22 protein-coding genes and 1 pseudogene are annotated in these 20201 nt (G+C 61.3%); 11 read left to right on the forward strand and 12 right to left on the reverse strand.

What is annotated here, in order from left to right; genetic code table 11:
* Window positions 1-269: 269 nt before the first annotated feature.
* The 7 genes from DBR46_RS12485 to DBR46_RS12515 form a co-directional block, all read right to left on the reverse strand.
* Window positions 270-1628 carry a DUF1329 domain-containing protein gene (locus tag DBR46_RS12485; RefSeq protein WP_124526443.1) on the reverse strand — a complete coding sequence of 453 codons (1359 nt, stop codon included), beginning with the start codon at window positions 1626-1628 and terminating at the stop codon, window positions 270-272.
* A 26-nt stretch (window positions 1629-1654) separates the two neighbouring features.
* Complete coding sequence (locus tag DBR46_RS12490) at window positions 1655-3445, reverse strand: DUF1302 domain-containing protein (RefSeq protein ID WP_124526444.1); 1791 nt, start codon at window positions 3443-3445, stop codon at window positions 1655-1657.
* 484 nt (window positions 3446-3929) lie between these two features.
* Window positions 3930-4841: an SDR family oxidoreductase gene (locus tag DBR46_RS12495; RefSeq protein ID WP_124526445.1), complete on the reverse strand. Its 912-nt coding sequence runs from the start codon at window positions 4839-4841 to the stop codon at window positions 3930-3932.
* Window positions 4842-5032: 191 nt separating this feature from the next.
* Window positions 5033-5935 (reverse strand): alpha/beta fold hydrolase, encoded by a 903-nt coding sequence (locus DBR46_RS12500; RefSeq protein ID WP_124526446.1) that lies wholly within the window; start codon window positions 5933-5935, stop codon window positions 5033-5035.
* Entirely contained in the window at window positions 5935-6717 is a 783-nt protein-coding gene (locus tag DBR46_RS12505; RefSeq protein ID WP_124526447.1) for a class II aldolase/adducin family protein, read from the reverse strand. The genes DBR46_RS12500 and DBR46_RS12505 overlap by 1 nt, the downstream gene beginning before the upstream one ends.
* 151 nt (window positions 6718-6868) lie before the next feature.
* Complete coding sequence (locus DBR46_RS12510) at window positions 6869-7555, reverse strand: LrgB family protein (protein ID WP_124526448.1); 687 nt, start codon at window positions 7553-7555, stop codon at window positions 6869-6871.
* Window positions 7545-7916 (reverse strand): CidA/LrgA family protein, encoded by a 372-nt coding sequence (locus tag DBR46_RS12515; protein WP_124526449.1) that lies wholly within the window; start codon window positions 7914-7916, stop codon window positions 7545-7547. The genes DBR46_RS12510 and DBR46_RS12515 overlap by 11 nt, the downstream gene beginning before the upstream one ends.
* Before the next feature lie 98 nt (window positions 7917-8014).
* Between DBR46_RS12515 and DBR46_RS12520 the strand changes: the two genes are divergently transcribed.
* Window positions 8015-8911 carry a LysR family transcriptional regulator gene (locus DBR46_RS12520; protein ID WP_124526450.1) on the forward strand — a complete coding sequence of 299 codons (897 nt, stop codon included), beginning with the start codon at window positions 8015-8017 and terminating at the stop codon, window positions 8909-8911.
* On the opposite strand, the gene DBR46_RS12525 is transcribed toward DBR46_RS12520, so the two are convergent.
* A complete protein-coding gene (locus tag DBR46_RS12525) occupies window positions 8892-9347 on the reverse strand; it encodes a flavodoxin (RefSeq protein WP_124526451.1) in 456 nt (151 codons plus the stop codon). The two genes, DBR46_RS12520 and DBR46_RS12525, sit on opposite strands and share 20 nt — an antisense overlap.
* Window positions 9348-9476: 129 nt before the next feature.
* On the opposite strand from DBR46_RS12525, the gene DBR46_RS12530 reads away from it, so the two are divergent.
* Together DBR46_RS12530 and DBR46_RS12535 are read left to right on the forward strand one after the other, a co-directional pair.
* Window positions 9477-9944: a PAS domain-containing protein gene (locus DBR46_RS12530; RefSeq protein ID WP_124526452.1), complete on the forward strand. Its 468-nt coding sequence runs from the start codon at window positions 9477-9479 to the stop codon at window positions 9942-9944.
* A 60-nt stretch (window positions 9945-10004) separates the two neighbouring features.
* Window positions 10005-10610, forward strand: coding sequence for a hypothetical protein (locus tag DBR46_RS12535; RefSeq protein ID WP_124526453.1), 606 nt, complete (start codon window positions 10005-10007; stop codon window positions 10608-10610).
* A 2-nt stretch (window positions 10611-10612) separates the two neighbouring features.
* On the opposite strand, the pseudogene DBR46_RS12540 reads toward DBR46_RS12535, so the two are convergent.
* Window positions 10613-11573 (reverse strand): annotated as a pseudogene (locus tag DBR46_RS12540) (MerR family transcriptional regulator).
* A gap of 212 nt (window positions 11574-11785) precedes the next feature.
* Between DBR46_RS12540 and DBR46_RS12545 the strand changes: the two are divergent.
* Genes DBR46_RS12545 through DBR46_RS12570 form a run of 6 tightly spaced genes read left to right on the forward strand, consistent with a single transcriptional unit; the run spans window position 11786 to window position 14719 of the window.
* The gene (locus DBR46_RS12545) at window positions 11786-12346 is read left to right on the forward strand and encodes an antibiotic biosynthesis monooxygenase (protein WP_124526454.1); all 561 of its coding nucleotides are present in this window, start codon (window positions 11786-11788) and stop codon (window positions 12344-12346) included.
* A 56-nt stretch (window positions 12347-12402) separates the two neighbouring features.
* Window positions 12403-13113, forward strand: a complete 711-nt coding sequence (folM, locus tag DBR46_RS12550) for a dihydromonapterin reductase (protein ID WP_124526455.1) — start codon at window positions 12403-12405, stop codon at window positions 13111-13113.
* 20 nt (window positions 13114-13133) lie between these two features.
* Complete coding sequence (gene folE / locus DBR46_RS12555) at window positions 13134-13694, forward strand: GTP cyclohydrolase I FolE (RefSeq protein WP_017735035.1); 561 nt, start codon at window positions 13134-13136, stop codon at window positions 13692-13694.
* 2 nt (window positions 13695-13696) lie between these two features.
* Window positions 13697-14068, forward strand: a complete 372-nt coding sequence (gene folX / locus DBR46_RS12560; protein WP_003176029.1) for a dihydroneopterin triphosphate 2'-epimerase — start codon at window positions 13697-13699, stop codon at window positions 14066-14068.
* Between the two features lie 23 nt (window positions 14069-14091).
* Window positions 14092-14388 (forward strand): DUF1244 domain-containing protein, encoded by a 297-nt coding sequence (locus DBR46_RS12565; protein ID WP_124526456.1) that lies wholly within the window; start codon window positions 14092-14094, stop codon window positions 14386-14388.
* Window positions 14381-14719: a HopJ type III effector protein gene (locus tag DBR46_RS12570; protein WP_124526457.1), complete on the forward strand. Its 339-nt coding sequence runs from the start codon at window positions 14381-14383 to the stop codon at window positions 14717-14719. Before DBR46_RS12565 ends, DBR46_RS12570 begins: the two co-directional genes overlap by 8 nt.
* A 189-nt stretch (window positions 14720-14908) precedes the next feature.
* On the opposite strand, the gene trxB is transcribed toward DBR46_RS12570, so the two are convergent.
* Window positions 14909-15853: a thioredoxin-disulfide reductase gene (trxB, locus tag DBR46_RS12575; protein ID WP_124526458.1), complete on the reverse strand. Its 945-nt coding sequence runs from the start codon at window positions 15851-15853 to the stop codon at window positions 14909-14911.
* 143 nt (window positions 15854-15996) lie between these two features.
* Entirely contained in the window at window positions 15997-16137 is a 141-nt protein-coding gene (locus DBR46_RS30315; RefSeq protein ID WP_177414041.1) for a hypothetical protein, read from the reverse strand.
* Here DBR46_RS30315 and cysZ point away from each other — a divergent pair.
* Both cysZ and DBR46_RS12590 read left to right on the forward strand, forming a co-directional pair.
* Window positions 16136-16885 carry a sulfate transporter CysZ gene (gene cysZ / locus DBR46_RS12585; RefSeq protein ID WP_124526459.1) on the forward strand — a complete coding sequence of 250 codons (750 nt, stop codon included), beginning with the start codon at window positions 16136-16138 and terminating at the stop codon, window positions 16883-16885. The genes DBR46_RS30315 and cysZ overlap by 2 nt on opposite strands.
* Before the next feature lie 54 nt (window positions 16886-16939).
* The gene (locus DBR46_RS12590) at window positions 16940-18118 is read left to right on the forward strand and encodes a glycosyltransferase family 1 protein (protein WP_124526460.1); all 1179 of its coding nucleotides are present in this window, start codon (window positions 16940-16942) and stop codon (window positions 18116-18118) included.
* Window positions 18119-18966: 848 nt separating this feature from the next.
* Here DBR46_RS12590 and DBR46_RS12595 read toward each other — a convergent pair.
* Window positions 18967-20070, reverse strand: coding sequence for an NADH:flavin oxidoreductase (locus DBR46_RS12595; protein WP_124526461.1), 1104 nt, complete (start codon window positions 20068-20070; stop codon window positions 18967-18969).
* Between the last annotated feature and the right edge of the window lie 131 nt (window positions 20071-20201).

Below are 20201 nucleotides of genomic sequence, written 5' to 3' on the forward strand. Positions count from 1 at the left end.
TGCATCCTGCTTTTTTATTGTTATGCAACCTGATGCGTACCCTAGTCCTGTGGCTAAGGGTTGTTGAAGAAGTATTCAGCGGGGTGATTGATGGCCATAAAACTCAAGGTGTGCACAACACAATGTGGGAGCTGGCTTGTGTGGGAGCGGGCTTGCTCGCGAAGGCGGCGAGTCAGTCAAAACAGCTGTGACTGACACACTGTATTCGCGAGCAAGCCCGCTCCCACACAAGCCCACTCCCACATTTGGATTGCATTTCACCTCTTAAATCAGCGTACGCCTTCAGCCCTCAGCGCAGCTGGGGTGTAATCGGCGGCCTTGGCATTGAAGCCAAACACAAAGCTGCTCTTCTCCTCGTTCTTCATACCCAGCGCGATGTAGCGCCCGGCGATGATGTCGTACAGGGTTTCCACGGTGTAGGCCGGGGTCTGGTGGTTGTAGTAGAACTGCGCGTGGCCCTCGGCGACCCGCCACAGTTGGCCACGGCCGTCGTAGTGATCCACCAGCGCCACTTGCCAGCTGTCTTCGTCGATGTACATGTGGCGCTTGGCGTAGATGTGCCGCTCACTCGGCTTGACCGTGCCGACCACTTCCCACACGCGGTGCAGTTCGTAGCGGGTCAGGTCCTGGTTGATATGGCCGGCCTTGATGATGTCGTCGTACTTGAGGGTCGGTTGATCGAGCTTGTAGCTGTTGTAGGGGATGTACATCTCCTTCTTGCCCACCAGTTTCCAGTCATAGCGGTCGGGCGCGCCGGAGAACATGTCGAAGTTGTCGGACGTACGCAGGCCGTCGGACGCGGTGCCCGGCCCGTCATACGCCACTTGCGGCGCACGGCGTACGCGGCGTTGGCCGGCGTTGTAGATCCACGCCAGGCGCGGTTCTTTCACCTGGTCGAGGGTTTCGTGCACCAGCAGCACGTTGCCCGCCAGGCGCGCGGGCGCGGTCACCGATTGCTTGAAGAAGGTCAGCACGTTGGCCGCCTTGGCCGGATCCATGTCCGGGATCAGTTGCGGCACCGCCACTTCTTCTTCGAAGCGGATCGGCGTGTAGCTGCCGTTGGTCTGCGGCGTGGCCTGGGTGATGATGCGGCGCAGGTTGCCGCCGTGGTAGCGGGTGATGTGGTTCCACAGCACTTCCACGCCATTTTTCGGAATCGGGAAGGCGTAGTAGCGGTTTCCGGTGAAGTTTTCCAGGCCGTTGCCGTCGTTGATCGGCTTGACGTTCAGCGCGCTGCGCTTGATCGACTCGTAGATGTCCGCCGGCAGGTTGACCGTGCGGTGGGTGGTGTACACCGGGATCTTGTAGGTCTCGGGGTAGCGCTTGAACATCGCCACCTGGCCTTCGGAGAGTTTGTCCTTGTACTTGTCGACGGTGGCGGCGGTGATCACGAACAGCGGTTTTTCACTGGCGAACGGGTCGGCGAGAAAGCCTTTGCTGTCCACCGCGCCCGCGTTTGTAGGAATGCCACCGGTCCAGGCCGGGATCGAGCCGTCGGCGTTGCCGGCTTTTTCGGCGCCCACCGGGGTGAGGCTGGTGCCAAGCTTGGCGGCTTCTTCGGGCGATACGGCGGCCATGACATGGGCCGCCAGCAAACTCAGAGCCAATACAGCAAGTGTCTTACGCATGGAGTCTTGTCCTTCTTTTAGCCAGATCAGAAGTTCACGCCGAAGCTGAGGGCGAGGAAGTCGCGGTCGGTGAGGGTGTTGTAGTCGCCGCCGAAAAAGTCGGTGTAGCTCAGGCTGGCGGTATAGGTGCTGCGGTAATCCGCATCCACGCCGACGCTGATGGCCTTGGCGCCTTTGTTGAACAGGCCGTTGGGGCCGTAGCCGGCGACGTCATGGGACCACGACAGGTTGGGCTTGAGGTTCACCCCGAAGATCGCGTTGTTATAGTCAAGGATCGCCCGGGCGCGGTAGCCCCAGGAGTTGGCCGTGACAAAACCGTCGGTGTCACCCTGGAACCCATAGGCGCCGTAGACCGAGTCACGGCCGTAACGCAGCTTGGATTTGTCTTCCAGTCCAGCGACGTGGACGAAGGCCGCTTCACCGACCAACGTCAGGCGTTCGGCGCCCAGCACCTGGTCGAAGAATTGGGTCATGGTGCTTTGAATCTGGGTGATTTCCTTGCGGCGGTAGCCTTTGTTGTCGTCGCCGAAGTTGCTGCGGATCGGCGACGCCGCCTGGCCGGCGACCGGGTTGATCAGGGCCAGGGTCAGGTCGGTGGTGTTGAGTTGCACCGGGGCATTCGGGCGGTAGCTGATTTCACCGGTCCACGCCGTGCCGGTGGGCAAGGTGGTGGAGAAACTGGCGCCGAACAGGCGGATGTTTTCCGGGTAGTCGAGGTAGTACTGGCCACGGCCGAGCATCAGGCTCTGGACCAGCCCTGAACCGGTGCCGGGCGCGATGCCGTTGGCTGCGCCAGAGATCGCGCCGAGCGTGGCCAGGCTGGTGTTGTTGGTGATGGTGCCCACGGTCGGCGTGCGGCTGTGGTAGTTCATGAAGTACAGGCCGTACTCGGTGTCGTCCCCCAGCCAGCGCAAGGCTGCGCCGAACTGGCCGCCGTCGCGGGCTTCGCGATCCCGGGCGCGCTGTACGATCACCCCTTCACGCGTCACTTGAAAACCCTGCCCGAACGCGGCGGCCACCGGTTGCAACGGCGCAATTGCCGGGTTGCCCACGGTGTAGTTGCCATTGCAACCATGGGCCGCGACGTCGCCACCAAAGAACGTGCCGCAGTTATCCAGCACGGTGTTTTGCCAGTTCAACTGGTAGAAGCCTTCCACCGTCAGTTGGTTGGTCAGGCTCTGGGAGCCGAACAGCATGTTCACCGGGATCAGCCCTTCCTTGATCTCCGCGCCGGGGCGGCGGAAGGCCGACACGTCGATGGGGTTGATGCTGTTGATGGAGTTACCGATAAAGGTGCTCTCGCCCCAACTGACCACCTGCTTGCCCAGGCGCACGTTGCCCGGTTGGTCGCCAATGGAATAGTTGTGATAGACGAAGGCATCCAGCAGTTGGTAGCCGGATGAGCGCGCGCCTTCGTCGCGGTGGTGGTTGCTGATCTGCTTGAATTCGCGGTCTTCGTCCTGCAGTTCGAAGTCGTACCAATATTTGCCGCGGACAAACATGCCGCTGTCGCCGTACTTGAGCTCCAGGTCGTGCAGGCCCTTGAAGATCTTGGAGAAGGTTTCGCCCTTCTTGAAGTTCAGTCGTCCATCATCCCCGGTAGACGCTTGCCCGGTGCCGCCATTGACGGTGCCCACCAGCTTTTTATCGGCATCGCGCATGCCCCAACTCGCGCCGACCGACAGCGAGGAGTCGAATTGCCCTTCGATCTCGCCAATGTTGAATGAAACAGCCTGCGCCTGCGCACAGCAACCCAGTGCAACCGCAGCGGCCAGCGCCTGAGGCGTGAAGATGGCGCGCATTGTTGTTTTTGTCATGCGTCTTCCCCGGTGAGTGACAGAAGGCCCCACCCTACTGCCGCGCATCAGGAGCGATAAGCGCACCAAGGAGGGATTCGTGTTGTCGCTCGAAAGGATGAGCAGCCGTGCTGGCAGCGGGTTTGGGCGGGGGTATGGACCGAATGGATGGTGGCTTATCAAGCCAGTGGATGGCGCGCCCGGCGACTGTTGCCGTATCGGTAACAGTCCTTGTCCTGAAGCGCTATTACTCATTTTGTTACAACCGACTATTCTTAGCGCGCTCTCAGGGCAAACGGCCCGCTTCCCCCACCGGAAGAACAGCCAGACTTAGCTGGATTGATGCCTGTTTTCAATCTGTTACCCGTGTTCACTGACGTGGATTTGTTGCTCCTTGATCCAACGTCTTACTTCGGCCGCTGCCTATGCAGCGGCCTTTTTTATGCCCGGAATAAAACGGGGCGCCCTTGGCGCCCCGCACGATTCACTGTTGTTCAAGCAACGATCAAAGGCTGTACTTCTGCAAGTTGGCCATCATTTCCTTCAGGGCTTCGATGTTGTCCTTGGGGTGGGCGGCGCCTTCGAAGTCGCAGATCTGCTGCCAATGCGCGGCCACGTCGTCGGGCGAGAAGCCGGCTTCCGGGTCAAACCCCACGCCGAGGCTGCGCTCCCAGCGGGTCTTGCCGATCCAGCCGCCGCCCACTTCGAACAGGCCGGCGGTGTCCTCGCACGCCGCGCTGCCCAGGTACACCACCAGCGGGCTGACCAGCTCCGGCTTGAGGCGCTCGAACACTTGCGGCGGGATCAGGCCTTCGGTCATGCGCGTGCCACCAGTAGGGGCGATGGCGTTGACCAGGATGTTGTTCTTGCGCCCTTCCAGCGCCAGGGTGCGGGTCAAGCCATACAACCCGAGCTTGGCCATGCCGTAGTTGGACTGACCGAAGTTGCCGTAGATGCCGGAGGTGGAAGCCGTAAAGATCACCCGGCCGTAGCCTTGCTCGCGCATGTGCGGCCAGGCGGCGCGGGTGACTTTGTAGGCACCTTCGACATGCACCCGGTAAACCAGGTCCCAGTCGCTGTCGTCCATTTTGTGGAAGGTCTTGTCGCGCAGAATCCCGGCATTGTTGACCACCACGTCGATGCGACCGAACACTTCCAGCGCGTGCTGCACAATCTTGTCACCGTCGGTGACGGAGTCATGGTTGGCTTCGGCAATACCGCCAGCGGCGCGGATTTCAGCGACCACACGGTCAGCGGCCGAGGCATTGGCGCCTTCGCCCTGGGTCGAGCCGCCCAAGTCATTGACCAACACCTTGGCCCCGTGCCGGGCGAACAGCAGCGCATGGGCCCGGCCCAACCCGCCGCCGGCACCGGTGACGATCACGACCTTATCCTGGAACTGCACTGACTCACTCATACCGAACTCCGCTGGCGACAATGGGAATGGGTTGAGTGTCAGGCACGGGGCCTTGGGTCACAATAAAGTCAGCCAGGGCTGAATGGTGCGCGATAAGGCTGGGGGATGATGGCCAAGGGGCCGGCGCTGCTCTCACTGTGGAACAGGCCAGCTCCCACACAAGCCCTCTCCCACAGTTGAACTGTGTGAATTCAGGAATAGGCCATGTAGGGCACCGGCCCGGCAATCCGCTCGCGAAACGCCAGGTAGTGCTTGAGCACCTGCACCGGCGCCTCGATCTGCGGGTAGTGGCCGATATTCGTCAGCAACACCGTATCCGCCTCGGGCACCAGTTGCTGATAACGCGCCACCATATGCGCACCGGAAATCGGGTCAGCCTCGCCGTCAATCACCCGCAGCGGCACGTCCAGACGCTGCATCGCCTCCACCCAACGGTCACGCATCCGGCGACGCTGGGGGATATAGGCAATCAGCTTGTGCAGGATCCGCGTGCCATCGTTGCAGTTGAGCAGGCTCCAGAAATCATCCAGGGCGCTTTCGCTGGGGCGGGTATCCGGGCCGAAGATCTGGCGGAAGCTATCGGACAAGGCATTGCGCCCAAAGGCGCGGCCAATCATCCAGCCAAGAGGGCTGAGCAAGAGTTTTTGCACCAGCGCAGGCCGATGGGTTTCGGGAAACAGGCCGCCGTTGAGAAACACGCAACTGGCCATCAGAAAGCGCCCTTCGTAATGCCGCGCGAGCAATTCCTGGGCAACGCTGTCGCCGTAGTCATGGGCCAGCACATGCACCGGCTGATCCACACTCAAATACTCCAGCAGCGCCTGTTGCACATCGGCCTGCTCCAGCAGGCAGTACTCGTGATCGAGGGGTTTGTCCGAGTCGCCAAAGCCGAGCATGTCGCAGGCAATCACCAGGTTGCGCTGGGCCAGGGGCTGCCACAGGTAATGCCAGTCCCAACTGGCCGTAGGGAAACCATGGATCAGCAGCAACGGCTCGCCCTGCCCCGCCACCCAGTAGCGGATGGTACGACCACGGAAGACGAAACTCTGGCCGCGCTTGCGCCAGGCTCTGAGCGGGATCTCGGCGAGTGGCATCAGGTTTTATACCCAGGATCGATGCTGTCCAACTTACGCAGCAACGCCGGCCAGGCCAGCGCGCCCCCCATGCCTTGTGCGCTTTTGGTAACAGCCGCCACCATCGCCTTGGCCCCGGCCAGAATCTGCGGGCCGATGGGGATCAACTCGGCGCCGCCGTTTTGCGCCAGCACCTGGATATCGCAGGCACGCTGGAATGTGAACATCATCAGGAAGGTGTCGGCGATGGTGCTGCCGCAGGTCAGCAGGCCGTGGTTGTGCAGCATCAGGAAATTGTTGTCGCCCAGGTCGGCCTGCAACCGGGCCTTTTCCTCGTGGTTCAGTGCCACGCCTTCGTAGGCGTGATAGGCCAGGCTCGCCAGCACGAAGATCGATTGCTGGCTGATCGGCAACACACCCTGTTTCTGCGCCGCCACCGCGACACCGGCGGCGGTGTGGGTATGCAGCACGCAGGTAACGTCGTGGCGAACTTCATGGATGGCGCTATGGATGGTGTAGCCCGCCGGGTTGATCTCGTAGGGGCCGTCCATCAACTTGTTGCCGGCTTGATCGACCTTGACCAGGCTCGACGCGGTGATCTCGTGAAACATCAGCCCGTACGGGTTGATCAGGAAGTCATCGGTGCCCGGCACCTTGGCCGAGATGTGGGTGAAGATCAGGTCATCCCAGCCGTGCAACGCCACCAGGCGATAACAGGCTGCCAGGTCGACACGGGCTTGCCATTCGGCAGCGCTGACCTGGGCTTGGACATTTTGTGGCGATAGAACAGGGGCTAGGCTCACGTCAACGACCTCCTTGGCGCACTTTCTTATTGTTTTTTTGAGTGATGGGCCAGTCTAGACAGACCTCACGACGGAAGGGAGTCGCCTTCGCAGCCAGCTTGATGACCGAACGAGTCAGCCATGAGAATAGTTGAAATCCACGCGCACGGCGTCAGAGAAGCGCCGCCAATAAAGGCGCGGCGAACAGGTTGAGCAGCCCCGTCAACACCATCACCAGGCCTGCGACCGAACCTTCTTCGCCGCCCACTTCCCGCGCCCGGCTGACCCCGGCGCCATGGGCGCCCACGCCAAACAAAGCGCCACGGGCCAGTGGCGTGCGCAACGGCAGCCATTTAAGCAGCACGCCACCGAGCATGGCGCCGAACACGCCGGTGAACATCACGAACACGGCGGTCAGCTCTGGCACGCCGCCGAGGTCGGACGACACCGGCATGGCGAACGGCGTGGTGATGGAACGCGGCACCAGCGACATCGTCACCGCGCTGTCCAGCGCCAGCGCCTTGGCCAGGCCAAACGAGGTGGCGATGGATGCAACGCTGCCCGCCAGCATGCCCAGCAGCAAAGCCGACCAGTGGCGTGCGAGCAAGCGCCGTTGTTGCCAGATCGGCACGGCGAAGGCCACGGTGACCGGGCCGAGGACCAGCATCAGCCAGTGGGTGTCGGCCGCGTATTCGGCATAGGCGGTGTTCATCGGCACAGCCACCGCCAGCAACAGCACCGGCACAAGGATCAATGGCGACAACAGGTAGCGCCCGGTGCGACGGTACAACCAGCGGCTGAACACATACGCGCCCAGGGTCATGGCGAGCCAGAACAGGGGCATCAGCTCAAGCTTCATGGCGCAGCCTCCAGCGGCACACCCACTCCACGGTAAACGCGGTCACCAGCATCACCGCCAAGGTACTCAGGCCGATCACCAGCAGGATGCGCCAGCCGTCATTGCGCACCAGGCCGCCGTAGTCCAGCAGGCTCATCAGGGCCGGAATAAAGAACAACAGCATCTCCGCCATCAACACACCAGCGCCCAATTGCAGGGCGGCAGGTTTTATCAGGCCGCTGGCGAAGGTCGCCAGCAATAAGCCCAGCCCGACCACCCCGCCAGGAATCGGCCACGCCAGCCATACGGCCAGTTGGCAGCCAAGAAAATAGATGGCCAGCAGCACGACCAATTCAATCAACAGACGGGTGAAACGTTTCATGGGCTTGGGTTCCTCGCAGGCGCCCATTTTAAAGAGGCCGGCCCCATACCCACAGCGAATTGTTAGACTGCAAACTATTCCAAACTGGAATCATGACCATGGAATTCAAACAGCTGCGCAGCTTTGTCGAAGTCATCCATCGCGGTGGTTTTACCCAGGCCGGCAAAACCTTGCACATCAGCCAGTCCGCCGTGAGCAAACAGGTGGCACAGTTGGAACAGAGCCTCGGCACGCCGCTGCTGGAGCGCACTGGCTCACATATCCGCCTGACCGCCGCCGGCGCGGTGGTATTGCAACGTGCCGAAGCGATGCTGCGCCTGCAGACCGAGTTGCTCAGCGAGCTGGACGACATGCAGCAACTGGCTCGCGGCGAACTGCGCCTGGGCTTGCCGCTGCTGGCCGGCGATACGTTGTTCGCCGGGCTGTTTGCCGAGTACCGCAGGCGTTACCCCAACGTCACCATCCAGCTCCTGGAAGGCGGCAGTCGCACGATTGAACAAGGGATTCTCAACGGTGAACTGGACGTCGGCGGCAGCCTGATGCCCAGTGACCCGGCCTTCGCCTGGCAAGCCTTCTGCGATGAGCCGCTGGACGCCTTGTTGCCGATGGACCATCCGCTGGCGGAAAACGCTCAGGTGCGTCTTGAGGAATTGGCGGACACACCGTTCCTGATGTACCAGCGCAGTTTTGTGCTGAATGACCGGCTGGTGCAGGCCTGTCAGCACGTGGGCTTTACGCCGAAGGAAATTGGCCGCAGCGGCCAGGCGGACTTTCTCGTGGCGCTGGTCGCCGCCGGCCAGGGCGTGGTGCTGCTGCCCAGCGTCGTCGCCCGTGGGCTGGTGCGGCCAGGCGTGGTGCGCCTGACGCTCAAGGCGCCAGACTTCCTGCGCTGGGACATTGCCTTTATCTGGCGCGACGGCGCTTATCTGTCGAGAGCCGCCCAGGCCTGGCTGGCATTGTTGCGCGAATACCCGGTCAACCGCGCAGTGCAGTGACCAGTTCCGCCAGCCACGGCTCGGCGTCGGCTTCCGGGGTCACGCTTTCGCTGGCATCCAGACGCAGCATCGGCAGCACTTCGCGCACACCCAACTCGCCGAACAACTCACGCAGTTGCTCGCCACCGCCGCAGAAGGTGTCGCCGTAGCTGGCGTCGCCCAGGCCGATCACCGCGCCTGGCAGGCCGCGCCAGGCGGCGGGCAATTGGTCGCGGATGCTCGAATACAGCGGTTGCAGGTTATCAGGCAACTCACCCATGCCCGTGGTCGAAGTCACCGCCAGGAACGCATCGGGCGCGAAGGCTTGCACGTCTGCCAGGGTGGCGCGCGGGTTGTGCCAGGCTTCAAAACCGGCGGCGTTGAGGAGACCGGCGGCGTGGCGGGCGACTTCTTCAGCGGTGCCGTAGACCGAGCCGGAAAGGATGGCGACTTTCATCAATCTGATCCTGTAGTTGAGTGAAAGCGTGGGATATTAGCAGCAGATGCAAATATTTCAGTGGGCCGCGTGCAACATTCAGAAGTTGCCATAGACTCCAATTCTCCAAAACAAGCCATGGACCGCTCAATGATCAACGCCAAACTGATGCAACTGGTCGTCAACGCCTCCAACGACGGGATCGTCGTCGCCGAACGCGAAGGCAAGGACAAGCCGCTGATCTACGTCAACCCGGCATTCGAGCGGCTGACTGGCTACACCCTGGACGATATCCTGTATCAGGACTGCCGGTTCTTGCAGTCGGGAGATCGCGATCAACCGGGGCTGATGGCCATTCGTGAGGCACTGGATAACGGCGGTGCGTGCCGGGAAATCCTGCGCAACTATCGCAAGGACGGCACGCACTTCTTTAACGAACTGTCGCTGTCGACGGTGTACAACGCGGCCGACAAGCAGACCTACTTCGTCGGCGTACAAAAAGACGTCACCCTTCAGGTCAAGGCCCAGCAACGCGTGGCCCAGCTGGAAAACGAGCTGGCCGAGGTCAAGGCCGAACTGGCCGCCCTCAAAGCGACGAGCGGATCTAACAAAATTTAGAAATTGGGGTCAGTAGAGAGGATAATGGCACTTTAACACCCCTTTCATTGAGCACGATCAATGCACCGCGACGCGCTTCTGACCCAGGATGAGCTGGACTTCATTCAGAACATGCAGCACAACCCCCAGCTCAACCTGCGGGATGCGTCGTCGAGCCTGACCGTCAACGGCGGAGCGCAGATCCGCGATTTGCTCACCCGGCTGGCCGCTCACGACCACGTCACGATCCAGGCGCAGTTCGATAACCAGCAACTGACCTTCCCGCTGCACCTGGTGGAGGATGAGTTTCATGCGGTGCATCTGCGCCTGGGCGTGCCGAGCATTTTCGAAGACGGCCCGATGATCCGCCCGTGGCGCCTGGCGCTTGAATCGCCAGTGGCACTGGAGAACATCAAGGGCACGCCAGGCGCACTGTGGGTGCACGAAGTGTCATTCAAGGGTGTGCTGGTGGAAATCCGTGGCCGGGTCAAAGCGCCCAAGACCTTTGCCCTGTGGTTCAGCCCTTCCGGTTACGAACGCATTGCCCTGCGCGGCACGCTGGAGCGGGAAACCGCGCGCGGCTTGTTCGCCTATCGCCTGAGCCAGAGCGATGCGGACGAGATCGAGCGCCTGCGCCAATTCATCCTGCACCAACACCGGTTGGTCCACCCCCACGTGCACGCCTGATCTCAGGTATCCAGGCGCCCACTGAGAAACTGCTGCAGGCGGCGCTGCATCAAGCGCCCGTCATTGCCCAGGCAACCCACGGAAGAGCCAGCCAGGTCCTTCTCGGCCAGGTCCGACGCCGCACCCGCCAGAAACAGTGGGCACTCCAGGGTCATTGCCAAGCGGTTCAGGCGACTGGGCAGGTCGTGTCCATGTGAGTGGTTGGAATACACGATCAACGCCTGGGGACGGGTTTTTTCACACACCAGCATCAACTCATCCACCGGCTGCCCCATCGCGAGCACCTTCACCACCAGGTCGTCGCGACTGATCAACAGCGCGGCCACCAGCAACTCCAATTTACGACACTCGCCGGGCAGGGCTGCCAGCAGCACCCGTGGTGCCGACGACGCACAGGCAACCTGCAGACGCTGCAAGGCCTGCACCCGCAAGAAGGCATCAAAGAACAACCACTCACTGGCCTGGCCAAAACGGCCCTGATGGCGCAGCAGGTCCTGCCAGAGGGGCATGAGGATGCCCTGGAACGCCACGCTGAGGGGGGTAGGTCGCAAAAATCTGCCCGTACACATGCTCCAACTGGCGATCGTCGAACGCACTGACCGCCTGCATCAACCGCGCCCGCCACTGCGGCCACTCGGCTTCCCCGGCCACATCACGCTCAGCGCGCACGGCTTGCGCCTGCTGATCATCACGCGCGAGGAGCTTGCCGACCTTGCTCACGGCCACGCCGCGCTCGATCCAGTCGAGGATGCGATTGACCGTCTCAATATCGGCCTTGGAGTAGAGGCGGTGCCCGCTTTCGGTGCGCGTGGGCTGGATCAGGCCATAACGGCGCTCCCAGGCACGCAGGGTGACGGGGTTTATGCCTGTCAATCTCGACACTTCACGAATCGGAAACAGCTCATCTGAATCGGGTGTATCTAGATGCAAATTGCTATCAAGCGGAGCAGTAATCACGGGCATTTGAGACCAAAAAACCAACGGTGATCGGGGCAATCATTTAACGCTTTTAGACCTGTCTTTTTCAAGTGCCAGAAGCTTCGGACCAATGCCACTGGCGTATTTTTGCAAAACAGGAATAATCCTTGCCTGTTTTTACATAGCGGCACTACCCCGCCGCTATGTTCGTGCGCCGCCTACCCGGCCCAGCGCACCCGTATATTTGGAGATACACAATGTCTACCTCACCCGTCACCCTGATGGTTGCGCGCCGCGTGGCCAAAGGTCGCTACGAAGAGTTGATGGCCTGGCTGCGCGAAGGCGAGCAATTGGCCACGGACTTTCCCGGTTACCTGGGTTCAGGCGTGCTTGCGCCGCCGCCCAATGATGACGAATTCCAGATCATCTTCCGCTTTGCCGACGAAAAAACCCTGCATGCCTGGGAGTTTTCCGCGTCCCGCAGTGCCTGGCTGGGCCGTGGCAGCGAGCTGTTCGCCGACCCGTCGGAGCATCGTGTGAGTGGCATCGATGGCTGGTTCGGCGCCGTCGGCGCACGGCCACCGCGCTGGAAACAGGCCGTGGCAATCTGGCTGGCGTTTTTCCCGGTGTCGCTGATCTTCAACTTTGTGCTGGGCCCGCTGCTCGCTGATTTGGAACTGGTCCCGCGCGTGCTGGTCAGCACCCTGGCACTGACGCCGCTGATGGTTTATCTGTTCATTCCGCTGTCGACCCACCTGCTGGCCAGTTGGCTACATCCGGCGCCAACACCGCGCAAGGCCACCGAAGCCGCCGCGTGAGTACAGGGGGCCGCGGCGCTGGTATGATTTGAGCCTGCCAGCGAATCGAGCCCCCCATGACTGCAACACACGCCCCGATCCTGATCACCGGCGCCGGCCAGCGTGTCGGCCTGCATTGCGCCCAGCGCTTGCTCGACGACGGCCACGCGGTGATTTTCAGCTACCGCAGCGAACGCCCTGGCGTGCAAGCCCTGCGCGAGCGCGGGGCGATCGGTGTGTTTGCCGACTTCTCCAACGAAGCCGGCGTCATGGCCTTTATTGCCGAACTGAACACCCACACCCAGAGCCTGCGCGCGATCATCCACAACGCCTCGGCGTGGGTCGCGGAAACACCCGGCGACGAAAGCCGCGCCTTTACCGACATGTTCAGCGTACACATGCTTGCGCCCTACCTGATCAACCTGCATTGTTCACCCTTGCTGCAACACTCGACACCGGCCGACATCGTGCACATCAGCGATGACGTGGTGCGCAAGGGCAGCCGCCAGCACATCGCCTATTGCGCCACCAAGGCCGGGCTCGACAGCCTCACGCTGTCGTTCGCCGCGCAGTTCGCGCCGCTGATCAAGGTCAACGGCATCGCCCCGGCGATGGTGATGTTCAACGAGGGCGACGACGCTGCCTACCGTGCCAAGGTGCTGGCCAAGTCCGCACTGGGCACAGAACCCGGGCCCGAGGTGATTTACCAGAGCGTGCGTTACCTGTTGGACAACCCCTATGTCACCGGTACCACCCTGACCGTCAACGGCGGGCGGCATATCAAGTAAGCCGTTTGTGAGGATGTTGTATGACCTTGTCCCTGCCCCAACACTACCGCGAGATCCTCAAGAGCCTGGGCGAAGACCCGGAGCGTGAAGGTTTGCTCGACACCCCCAAGCGCGCAGCCAAGGCGATGCAGTACCTGTGCCACGGCTACGAACAGAACCTGGATGACATCGTCAACGGCGCGCTGTTCACCTCCGACAATGACGAGATGGTGATCCTCAAGGACATCGAGTTGTATTCGCTGTGCGAGCACCACCTGCTGCCCTTTATCGGCAAGGCCCACGTGGCCTATATTCCGACCGGCAAGGTGCTCGGCCTTTCGAAGCTGGCGCGCATCGTCGACATGTATGCGCGGCGCCTGCAGATCCAGGAAAACCTCACGCGGCAAATCGCCGACGCCATCCAGCAAGTGACCCAGGCCGCCGGCGTGGCGGTGGTGATCGAAGCCAGGCACATGTGCATGATGATGCGCGGCGTGGAAAAACAGAATTCAACCATGAACACCTCGGTGATGCTCGGCGCGTTCCGCGAGTCGAACACCACGCGCATGGAGTTCCTGCAACTGATCGGACGGAGCAAGTAGCAATGCCACAACTTCAACCAGGCATGGCGCGCATCCGGGTCAAGGACCTGTGCCTGCGCACCTACATCGGCATCAACGAGGACGAGATCCTCAACAAGCAGGATGTGCTGATCAACCTGACCATCCTGTATGCCGCCCAAGAGGCGGTGCGCGACAATGACATCGACCACGCGCTGAACTACCGCACCATCACCAAGGCCATCATTGCCCACGTCGAAGGCAACCGCTTTGCCCTGCTGGAGCGCCTGACCCAGGAGCTGCTGGACCTGGTGATGAGCAATGAATCGGTGCTGTACGCCGAAGTCGAAGTGGACAAGCCCCATGCGCTGCGCTTTGCCGAATCGGTGTCGATTACCCTGGCGGCCAGCCGCTAACCCCTGAGATTTGCGTGAGCCCTATGAACGACCAACAACGCCTCGAACTCGAAGCCGCCGCCTTCCGCCGGCTGGTGGCCCACCTGGACAGCCGCAAGGATGTGCAGAACATCGACCTGATGAACCTCTCCGGTTTCTGCCGTAACTGCTTGTCCAAGTGGTACAAGGCCGAGGCCGATGAACGCAAGATCGAGCTGAGCCTCGATGACGCCCGTGAAGTGGTGTACGGCATGCCGTACGCCGAATGGAAAGCCCAATACCAGAAAGAAGCCAGCGCCGACCAACAGGCAGCGTTCGCCAAAGGAAAAACCCATGACTGACCTGAACACCCTGCGCAACAGCCTCAACAGCGGCGAACACGTTTTTGCCGACACCTTGGCCTTTGTTGCCGCAGGTTACGACTACCAGCCGCAAGCCTTTACCAATGGTGATGTGGAAAACGCTGCCGGGCAGAACGAGGGCTCGTGCAAGACCCTGGGTTTGGCTGTGCTGGAAGGCCTGAGCGATCAGGAAGCGCTGCTGGCGTTTGGCGAGCATTACCGTGCGGTAGTGGCCACGCCTGAGGGCAGCGACCACGGCAACATCCGTGCATTGATCGCCCATGGCCTGGCCGGTGTGAAGTTCACCGCGCAGCCCCTGACTCGCCGCTGATTCAATTTGGAAACCCGGTCAATGTGGGAGCCGGGCTTGCCCGCGATAGCGGTGGTGACTGATACACCGCTATCGCAGGCAAGCCAGCTCCCACAGGGATTGGGTTAACAGCTCAAGAATTGGGTGTTGCTTGAATCGCGGGCATAAAAAAACCGGCCTCACGGCCGGTTTTTTGTTTTGCTGCGCACCTCAGTCGTCGAGGTAACGCTCGGCATCCAGTGCCGCCATGCAACCGGCGCCGGCCGAGGTGATGGCCTGGCGGTACACGTGGTCTGCCACGTCACCAGCCGCGAAGATCCCTTCAATGCTGGTGGCAGTCGCGTTGCCTTCACGGCCACCCTGCACGATCAGATAACCGTCTTTCAATTCCAACTGGCCTTCGAACAGCGACGTGTTCGGCGTGTGGCCGATGGCGATGAACACGCCGTCGACTGTCAGCTCGTCGAAGCTGCCGTCGTTGTTTTTCAGGCGGGCACCGGTCACGCCCATGTTGTCGCCCAGGACTTCGTCCAGGGTGGCGTTGAGCTTGAGGATGATCTTGCCTTCAGCCACACGGGCGTGGAGCTTGTCGATCAGGATCTTCTCGGCGCGGAAGGTCTCGCGGCGGTGAACCAGGGTCACGGTGCTGGCGATGTTGGCCAGGTACAGCGCCTCTTCCACAGCCGTGTTGCCACCACCGACCACAGCCACTGGCTTGTTGCGGTAGAAGAAACCGTCGCAGGTCGCGCAGGCGGAAACGCCTTTGCCCATGAACGCTTCTTCCGACGGCAGGCCCAGGTAACGGGCGCTGGCGCCGGTGGCGATAATCAGCGCGTCACAAGTGTAGACGCCGCTGTCGCCGGTCAGGCTGTAAGGCTTTTTCGAGAAATCGACTTGATTGATGTGGTCGAACACGATCTCGGTTTCAAAGCGCTCGGCGTGTTCTTTCATGCGTTCCATCAGCACCGGGCCGGTCAGGCCGTGCACGTCGCCGGGCCAGTTATCGACTTCGGTGGTGGTGGTCAACTGGCCGCCCGCCTGCATGCCGGTGATCAGCAGCGGCTTGAGGTTGGCGCGGGCAGCGTAGACGGCAGCGCTGTAACCGGCAGGGCCGGAACCGAGAATAATCACTCGCGAATGACGGGTATCAGACATGACTCACTCCTATCGACCACCCGGACAACAAGGCGGCTGGAATAAAAAAGGACCGCGAAGCACTTGGGGAAGGCTTGAACTCGCACGTCCTGAAAAATAATGGGTGCAGCGTATAGAGGGGGGCAAGATTAAGGAAATACGGATTAACAATCCAGCTCATAGGCGGTCTCTATGCAGTTGGCGTGGTTGATCGACGCCTTTGTTACTGCTGATGTCGCCGCTTTCGCCTGTGCGGCAAAGCCGGTAAGGTCGGCGCGTTCGCCCCTTTGCTCGGAGTTATCCATGCCCGCCCCCGCTCTTTCCGGCCCGCAATACCTGCGTGAAGGCCTCAAACTGGTGCTCAGCCCTGGCTTGCGCCTGTTTGTGCTGTTGCCGCTGATGATCAACCTGGTGCTGTTCGTCGGCCTGATCTATTTCGCCGGCCATCAGTTCAGCCTGTGGGTCGATCATTTGATGCCGACGCTGCCAACCTGGCTGAGCTTCCTCAACTACCTGCTATGGCCGCTGTTTGTCGTGTTGGTGGTGCTGATGGTGTTTTTCACCTTCACCATGCTGGCCAATATCATCGCCGCGCCGTTCAACGGCTTTCTGTCGGAGAAAGTCGAAGTGGTGGTGCGCGGCACCGATGACTTCCCGGCGTTCAGCTGGGGCGAACTGATCGCGATGGTGCCACGCACCTTGGCGCGGGAAATGCGCAAGCTGGGCTACTTCCTGCCGCGGGCCATCGGCCTGTTTATCCTGTCGTTCATTCCGGTGGTCAACCTGATCGCCGCGCCGCTGTGGCTGCTGTTCGGGGTGTGGATGATGGCGATCCAATACATTGACTACCCGGCGGATAACCACAAGCTAGGCTGGAACGAAATGCTCGCCTGGCTGCGCCAGAAGCGCTGGCAGAGCATGAGCTTCGGCGGGATTGTTTACCTGGTGTTGCTGGTACCGGTGGTCAACCTGCTGATGATGCCGGCGGCGGTGGCCGGGGCCACGTTGTTCTGGGTGCGTGAGCAGGGTGCCGAGACGATGGCCAAGTCATAAATCCATCATCCCAATGACACAATGACGACACGGCCCACGGCGACACTGTGGGTCATGACGACAGCCTCGCTTCACATCACCCTGATTACCGAAACCTTCCCGCCTGAGATCAACGGGGTGGCCAATACCCTTGGCCGCCTGTGCGACGGTTTGCGCGCGCGCGGCCATCAAGTCGAGCTGGTGCGCCCGCGCCAGGGTAGCGACCAGAGTCGCGCCAGCGATGACGAATTGCTGTTGTGCCGTGGCTGGCCGTTACCCGGCTATCCGGGCCTGCAGTGGGGCCAGTCGTCGATGCACAAGCTGCTGCGGCGCTGGACCCGCCAACGCCCGGACGTGCTTTACATCGCGACGGAGGGGCCATTGGGCTTATCCGCCTTGCGCGCGGCACGGCGCCTGGGCATCAGCGTGGTCAGCGGCTTTCACACCAATTTCCAGCAATACTCCAACCAATACGGCTTGAGCATGCTGAGCCGAATGGTCACGCACTACCTGCGCTGGTTTCATAACCGGTCGACCCTGACGCTGGTGCCCAGCGCCAGCCAACGCCTGGAGCTGGAGCGCCGGCACTTTGAGCGCTTGGGAATGCTGTCGCGTGGGGTGGACAGTCAGTTGTTCCACCCCGCCAAACGTGACAATGCACTGCGTGAGAGCTGGGGCCTGGGCAATGACGATATTGCCGTGCTGCATGTAGGGCGCTTGGCCCAGGAAAAGAATCTCGGCGTGCTCAAGCGCTGCTTTGACGTCCTGCGCAATACGTATCCACAGCGCCGGCTGAAATTGATCATCGTCGGCGATGGGCCGCAACGCCCATTGCTGGAACATGATTTGCCCGACGCGGTGTTCTGCGGCACCCAGCGCGGCGAGGAGCTGGCGCGGCACTACGCGTCAGGCGATCTGTTCCTGTTTCCTAGCCTGACCGAAACCTTCGGCAACGTGGTGCTGGAAGCCATGGCCTCAGGGTTGGGCGTGGTGGCGTATGACCAGGCGGCCGCGACCCAGCATATCCGCCATGGCTACAACGGCGTGCTGGCGATGCCGGGGGATGAGGAGGCGTTTTGCGATGCGGCCAACTGGCTGTTGGAAGAACCAGAAAATTTGCGCAGGGCGCGCCTGAATGCACGTCAACATGCCAGCCGCCAGGGCTGGCCGGCAATTATCGAGCAGTTCGAAAGCCAGTTACGGGGTGTGTGCAAGGAACATTTGGCCGCACCAACAGTACCTTACGCTCGTTGAACGGTCTGCGAATAACGTGGGCGGGGGCGCCCTCCTGCCAGCCTAACCCCCATGTACCGGTCCAAACACTAAGATTTTTCCCCTAGGGCCGTCTGAATCAGCATGCCACAACGGGATATTTCAGGAACGTCACGTCGATTATCGCCACCTACATGACACCTGCCCTAGGGCGCGTGTCTTCCCGATGGCGCCCCAAAAAAGAGGCAGGTCACTCATGATGAATAATCAATAGAGACTGTTATGACGACTTCGATAAATGGCTCAATCGCTCTGCAACGCCTGCCGACGTATACGCAAGACCAGCCCCCCGCAGACGCTCACACCACCACGAGCGACGAGTACCACTCCCCCCGACAGAAGCATGGCTCAAGCGCTGGCTCGGGCCGCCCACAGATAACGCGTCCGGACCACGGTTGGCATAACCCGCAACCTGCACGTCCTGACAACAGCTGGCATCGCCCGCAGCCTGCGCGTCCCGACAACGACTGGTACCGCCCGCAACCTACCCGTCCCGACAACGACTGGTACCGACCGCAGCCCACCCGCCCCGACAACGACTGGTACCGACCGCAACCTACCCGACCCGACAATGACTGGTACCGCCCGCAGCCTGCCCGACCCGACCACAGTTGGAACCGTCCGCAGCCTGCACGTCCCGACAACGAATGGTATCGCCCACAAACCGAGGGCCGCCCACTGACAAACAACGGAATATTTCCCTATGCGGATCCCTACGTCGAATACGCGGATGAAGCCAGTAACGTCTGATCCCATGACCTGAAACCGACGGGGGCTGAATATCACTATCCAGCCCCCGTCACACCCCACGATCTACTTCGGCATTCACGTCAAACCAGCGTCATCAACGCCTCACGACTGAATGGCAGGATGTCGTTCTCGCGACCTTCACGCACCTTCACCGCCCAATCCGGGTCAACCAACAGCGCACGCCCGACGGCGACCAGGTCGAACTCGTCGTTGTTCAGGCGCTCCAGCAGTTTTTCCAGGCTGGCCGGTTGCGCGACCTTGTCGGTGTTGACCATGAACTGCAGGAACTCACCATCCAGGCCGACGCTGCCCACGGTGATGGTCGGCTTGCCCGTGAGCTGGCGCGTCCAGCCGGCCAGGTTGAGGTCGGACCCTTCGAATTCCGGCTCCCAGAAACGCCGTGTGGAGCAGTGGAAAATATCCACGCCAGCGTCAGACAACGGCTTGAGAAATTCACCCAACGCCTCGGGGGTTTGCACCAGGCGCGCGGTGTAGTCCTGCTGTTTCCACTGGGAGAAACGGAAGATGATCGGGAAATCCGGGCCTACGGCGGCACGTGTAGCCTGGATCAGCTCAATGGCAAAACGCGAACGGTTGGCCAGGCTGCCGCCGTATTCGTCGGTGCGTTGGTTGCTGCCTTCCCAGAAGAACTGGTCCACCAGGTAGCCGTGGGCACCGTGGATCTCTACACCGTCCATGCCGATGCTCTGGGCATCCTTGGCGGCTTGGGCGAAGGCACTGACCACATCCTTGATGTCTTGGTGAGTCATGCCGTGGACGACCACGTTGCCGTCCTTGAGTTTTTCCGTCGGGCCATAGGCCGGCACGCTGGCATCAGGCTCGGTACCGATACGGCGCACGCTGCCGACATGCCACAACTGCGGAACGATCTTGCCGCCTTCGGCATGCACGGCATCGACCACTTTCTTCCAGCCGGCCAGGGCCGCTTCGCCGTAGAAGTGCGGGACGTTGGGGTAGCCGTTGGACGCCTGATGGCCGACCACGGTGCCTTCAGTGATGATCAGGCCCACACCCGCCGCAGCGCGACGACGGTAGTACTCGATGACTTTTGAATTGGGTACGCCGCCCGGCGAGAACGAGCGGGTCATCGGCGCCATGACCACACGGGTGGACAGTTGCAGAGCACCGAGCTGGAAGGGTTTGAACAAGGCTTGGACAGGCATGGGTGTACTCCACGTAAGGCGGGTTTATGACGTGGATAATATGGGGCTCATGCAGGGCTGAACAGCACTATTGATCTGAGTGATTAAAGGGTAAAAGCGAGGGTGGACGCTTACCTGTGGCGAGGGAGCTT

It is taken from the genome of Pseudomonas sp. KBW05, assembly GCF_003852405.1.
GTDB lineage: Bacteria > Pseudomonadota > Gammaproteobacteria > Pseudomonadales > Pseudomonadaceae > Aquipseudomonas.

Excerpts from the sequence above, each read along its gene's own strand:
- DBR46_RS12495 (WP_124526445.1), bottom strand. The coding sequence starts at position 4,841 with ATGAGTGAGTCAGTGCAGTTCCAGGATAAGGTCGTGATCGTCACCGGT.
- folM (WP_124526455.1), top strand. The coding sequence starts at position 12,403 with ATGACTGCAACACACGCCCCGATCCTGATCACCGGCGCCGGCCAGCGT.
- DBR46_RS12510 (WP_124526448.1), bottom strand. The coding sequence starts at position 7,555 with ATGAAGCTTGAGCTGATGCCCCTGTTCTGGCTCGCCATGACCCTGGGC.
- DBR46_RS12595 (WP_124526461.1), bottom strand. The coding sequence starts at position 20,070 with ATGCCTGTCCAAGCCTTGTTCAAACCCTTCCAGCTCGGTGCTCTGCAA.
- DBR46_RS12485 (WP_124526443.1), bottom strand. The coding sequence starts at position 1,628 with ATGCGTAAGACACTTGCTGTATTGGCTCTGAGTTTGCTGGCGGCCCAT.
- trxB (WP_124526458.1), bottom strand. The coding sequence starts at position 15,853 with ATGTCTGATACCCGTCATTCGCGAGTGATTATTCTCGGTTCCGGCCCT.
- DBR46_RS12535 (WP_124526453.1), top strand. The coding sequence starts at position 10,005 with ATGCACCGCGACGCGCTTCTGACCCAGGATGAGCTGGACTTCATTCAG.
- DBR46_RS12590 (WP_124526460.1), top strand. The coding sequence starts at position 16,940 with ATGACGACAGCCTCGCTTCACATCACCCTGATTACCGAAACCTTCCCG.
- DBR46_RS12570 (WP_124526457.1), top strand. The coding sequence starts at position 14,381 with ATGACTGACCTGAACACCCTGCGCAACAGCCTCAACAGCGGCGAACAC.
- cysZ (WP_124526459.1), top strand. The coding sequence starts at position 16,136 with ATGCCCGCCCCCGCTCTTTCCGGCCCGCAATACCTGCGTGAAGGCCTC.
- DBR46_RS12515 (WP_124526449.1), bottom strand. The coding sequence starts at position 7,916 with ATGAAACGTTTCACCCGTCTGTTGATTGAATTGGTCGTGCTGCTGGCC.
- DBR46_RS12520 (WP_124526450.1), top strand. The coding sequence starts at position 8,015 with ATGGAATTCAAACAGCTGCGCAGCTTTGTCGAAGTCATCCATCGCGGT.
- DBR46_RS12530 (WP_124526452.1), top strand. The coding sequence starts at position 9,477 with ATGATCAACGCCAAACTGATGCAACTGGTCGTCAACGCCTCCAACGAC.
- folE (WP_017735035.1), top strand. The coding sequence starts at position 13,134 with ATGACCTTGTCCCTGCCCCAACACTACCGCGAGATCCTCAAGAGCCTG.
- DBR46_RS12545 (WP_124526454.1), top strand. The coding sequence starts at position 11,786 with ATGTCTACCTCACCCGTCACCCTGATGGTTGCGCGCCGCGTGGCCAAA.
- DBR46_RS12565 (WP_124526456.1), top strand. The coding sequence starts at position 14,092 with ATGAACGACCAACAACGCCTCGAACTCGAAGCCGCCGCCTTCCGCCGG.
- folX (WP_003176029.1), top strand. The coding sequence starts at position 13,697 with ATGCCACAACTTCAACCAGGCATGGCGCGCATCCGGGTCAAGGACCTG.
- DBR46_RS30315 (WP_177414041.1), bottom strand. The coding sequence starts at position 16,137 with ATGGATAACTCCGAGCAAAGGGGCGAACGCGCCGACCTTACCGGCTTT.
- DBR46_RS12490 (WP_124526444.1), bottom strand. The coding sequence starts at position 3,445 with ATGACAAAAACAACAATGCGCGCCATCTTCACGCCTCAGGCGCTGGCC.
- DBR46_RS12500 (WP_124526446.1), bottom strand. The coding sequence starts at position 5,935 with ATGCCACTCGCCGAGATCCCGCTCAGAGCCTGGCGCAAGCGCGGCCAG.
- DBR46_RS12525 (WP_124526451.1), bottom strand. The coding sequence starts at position 9,347 with ATGAAAGTCGCCATCCTTTCCGGCTCGGTCTACGGCACCGCTGAAGAA.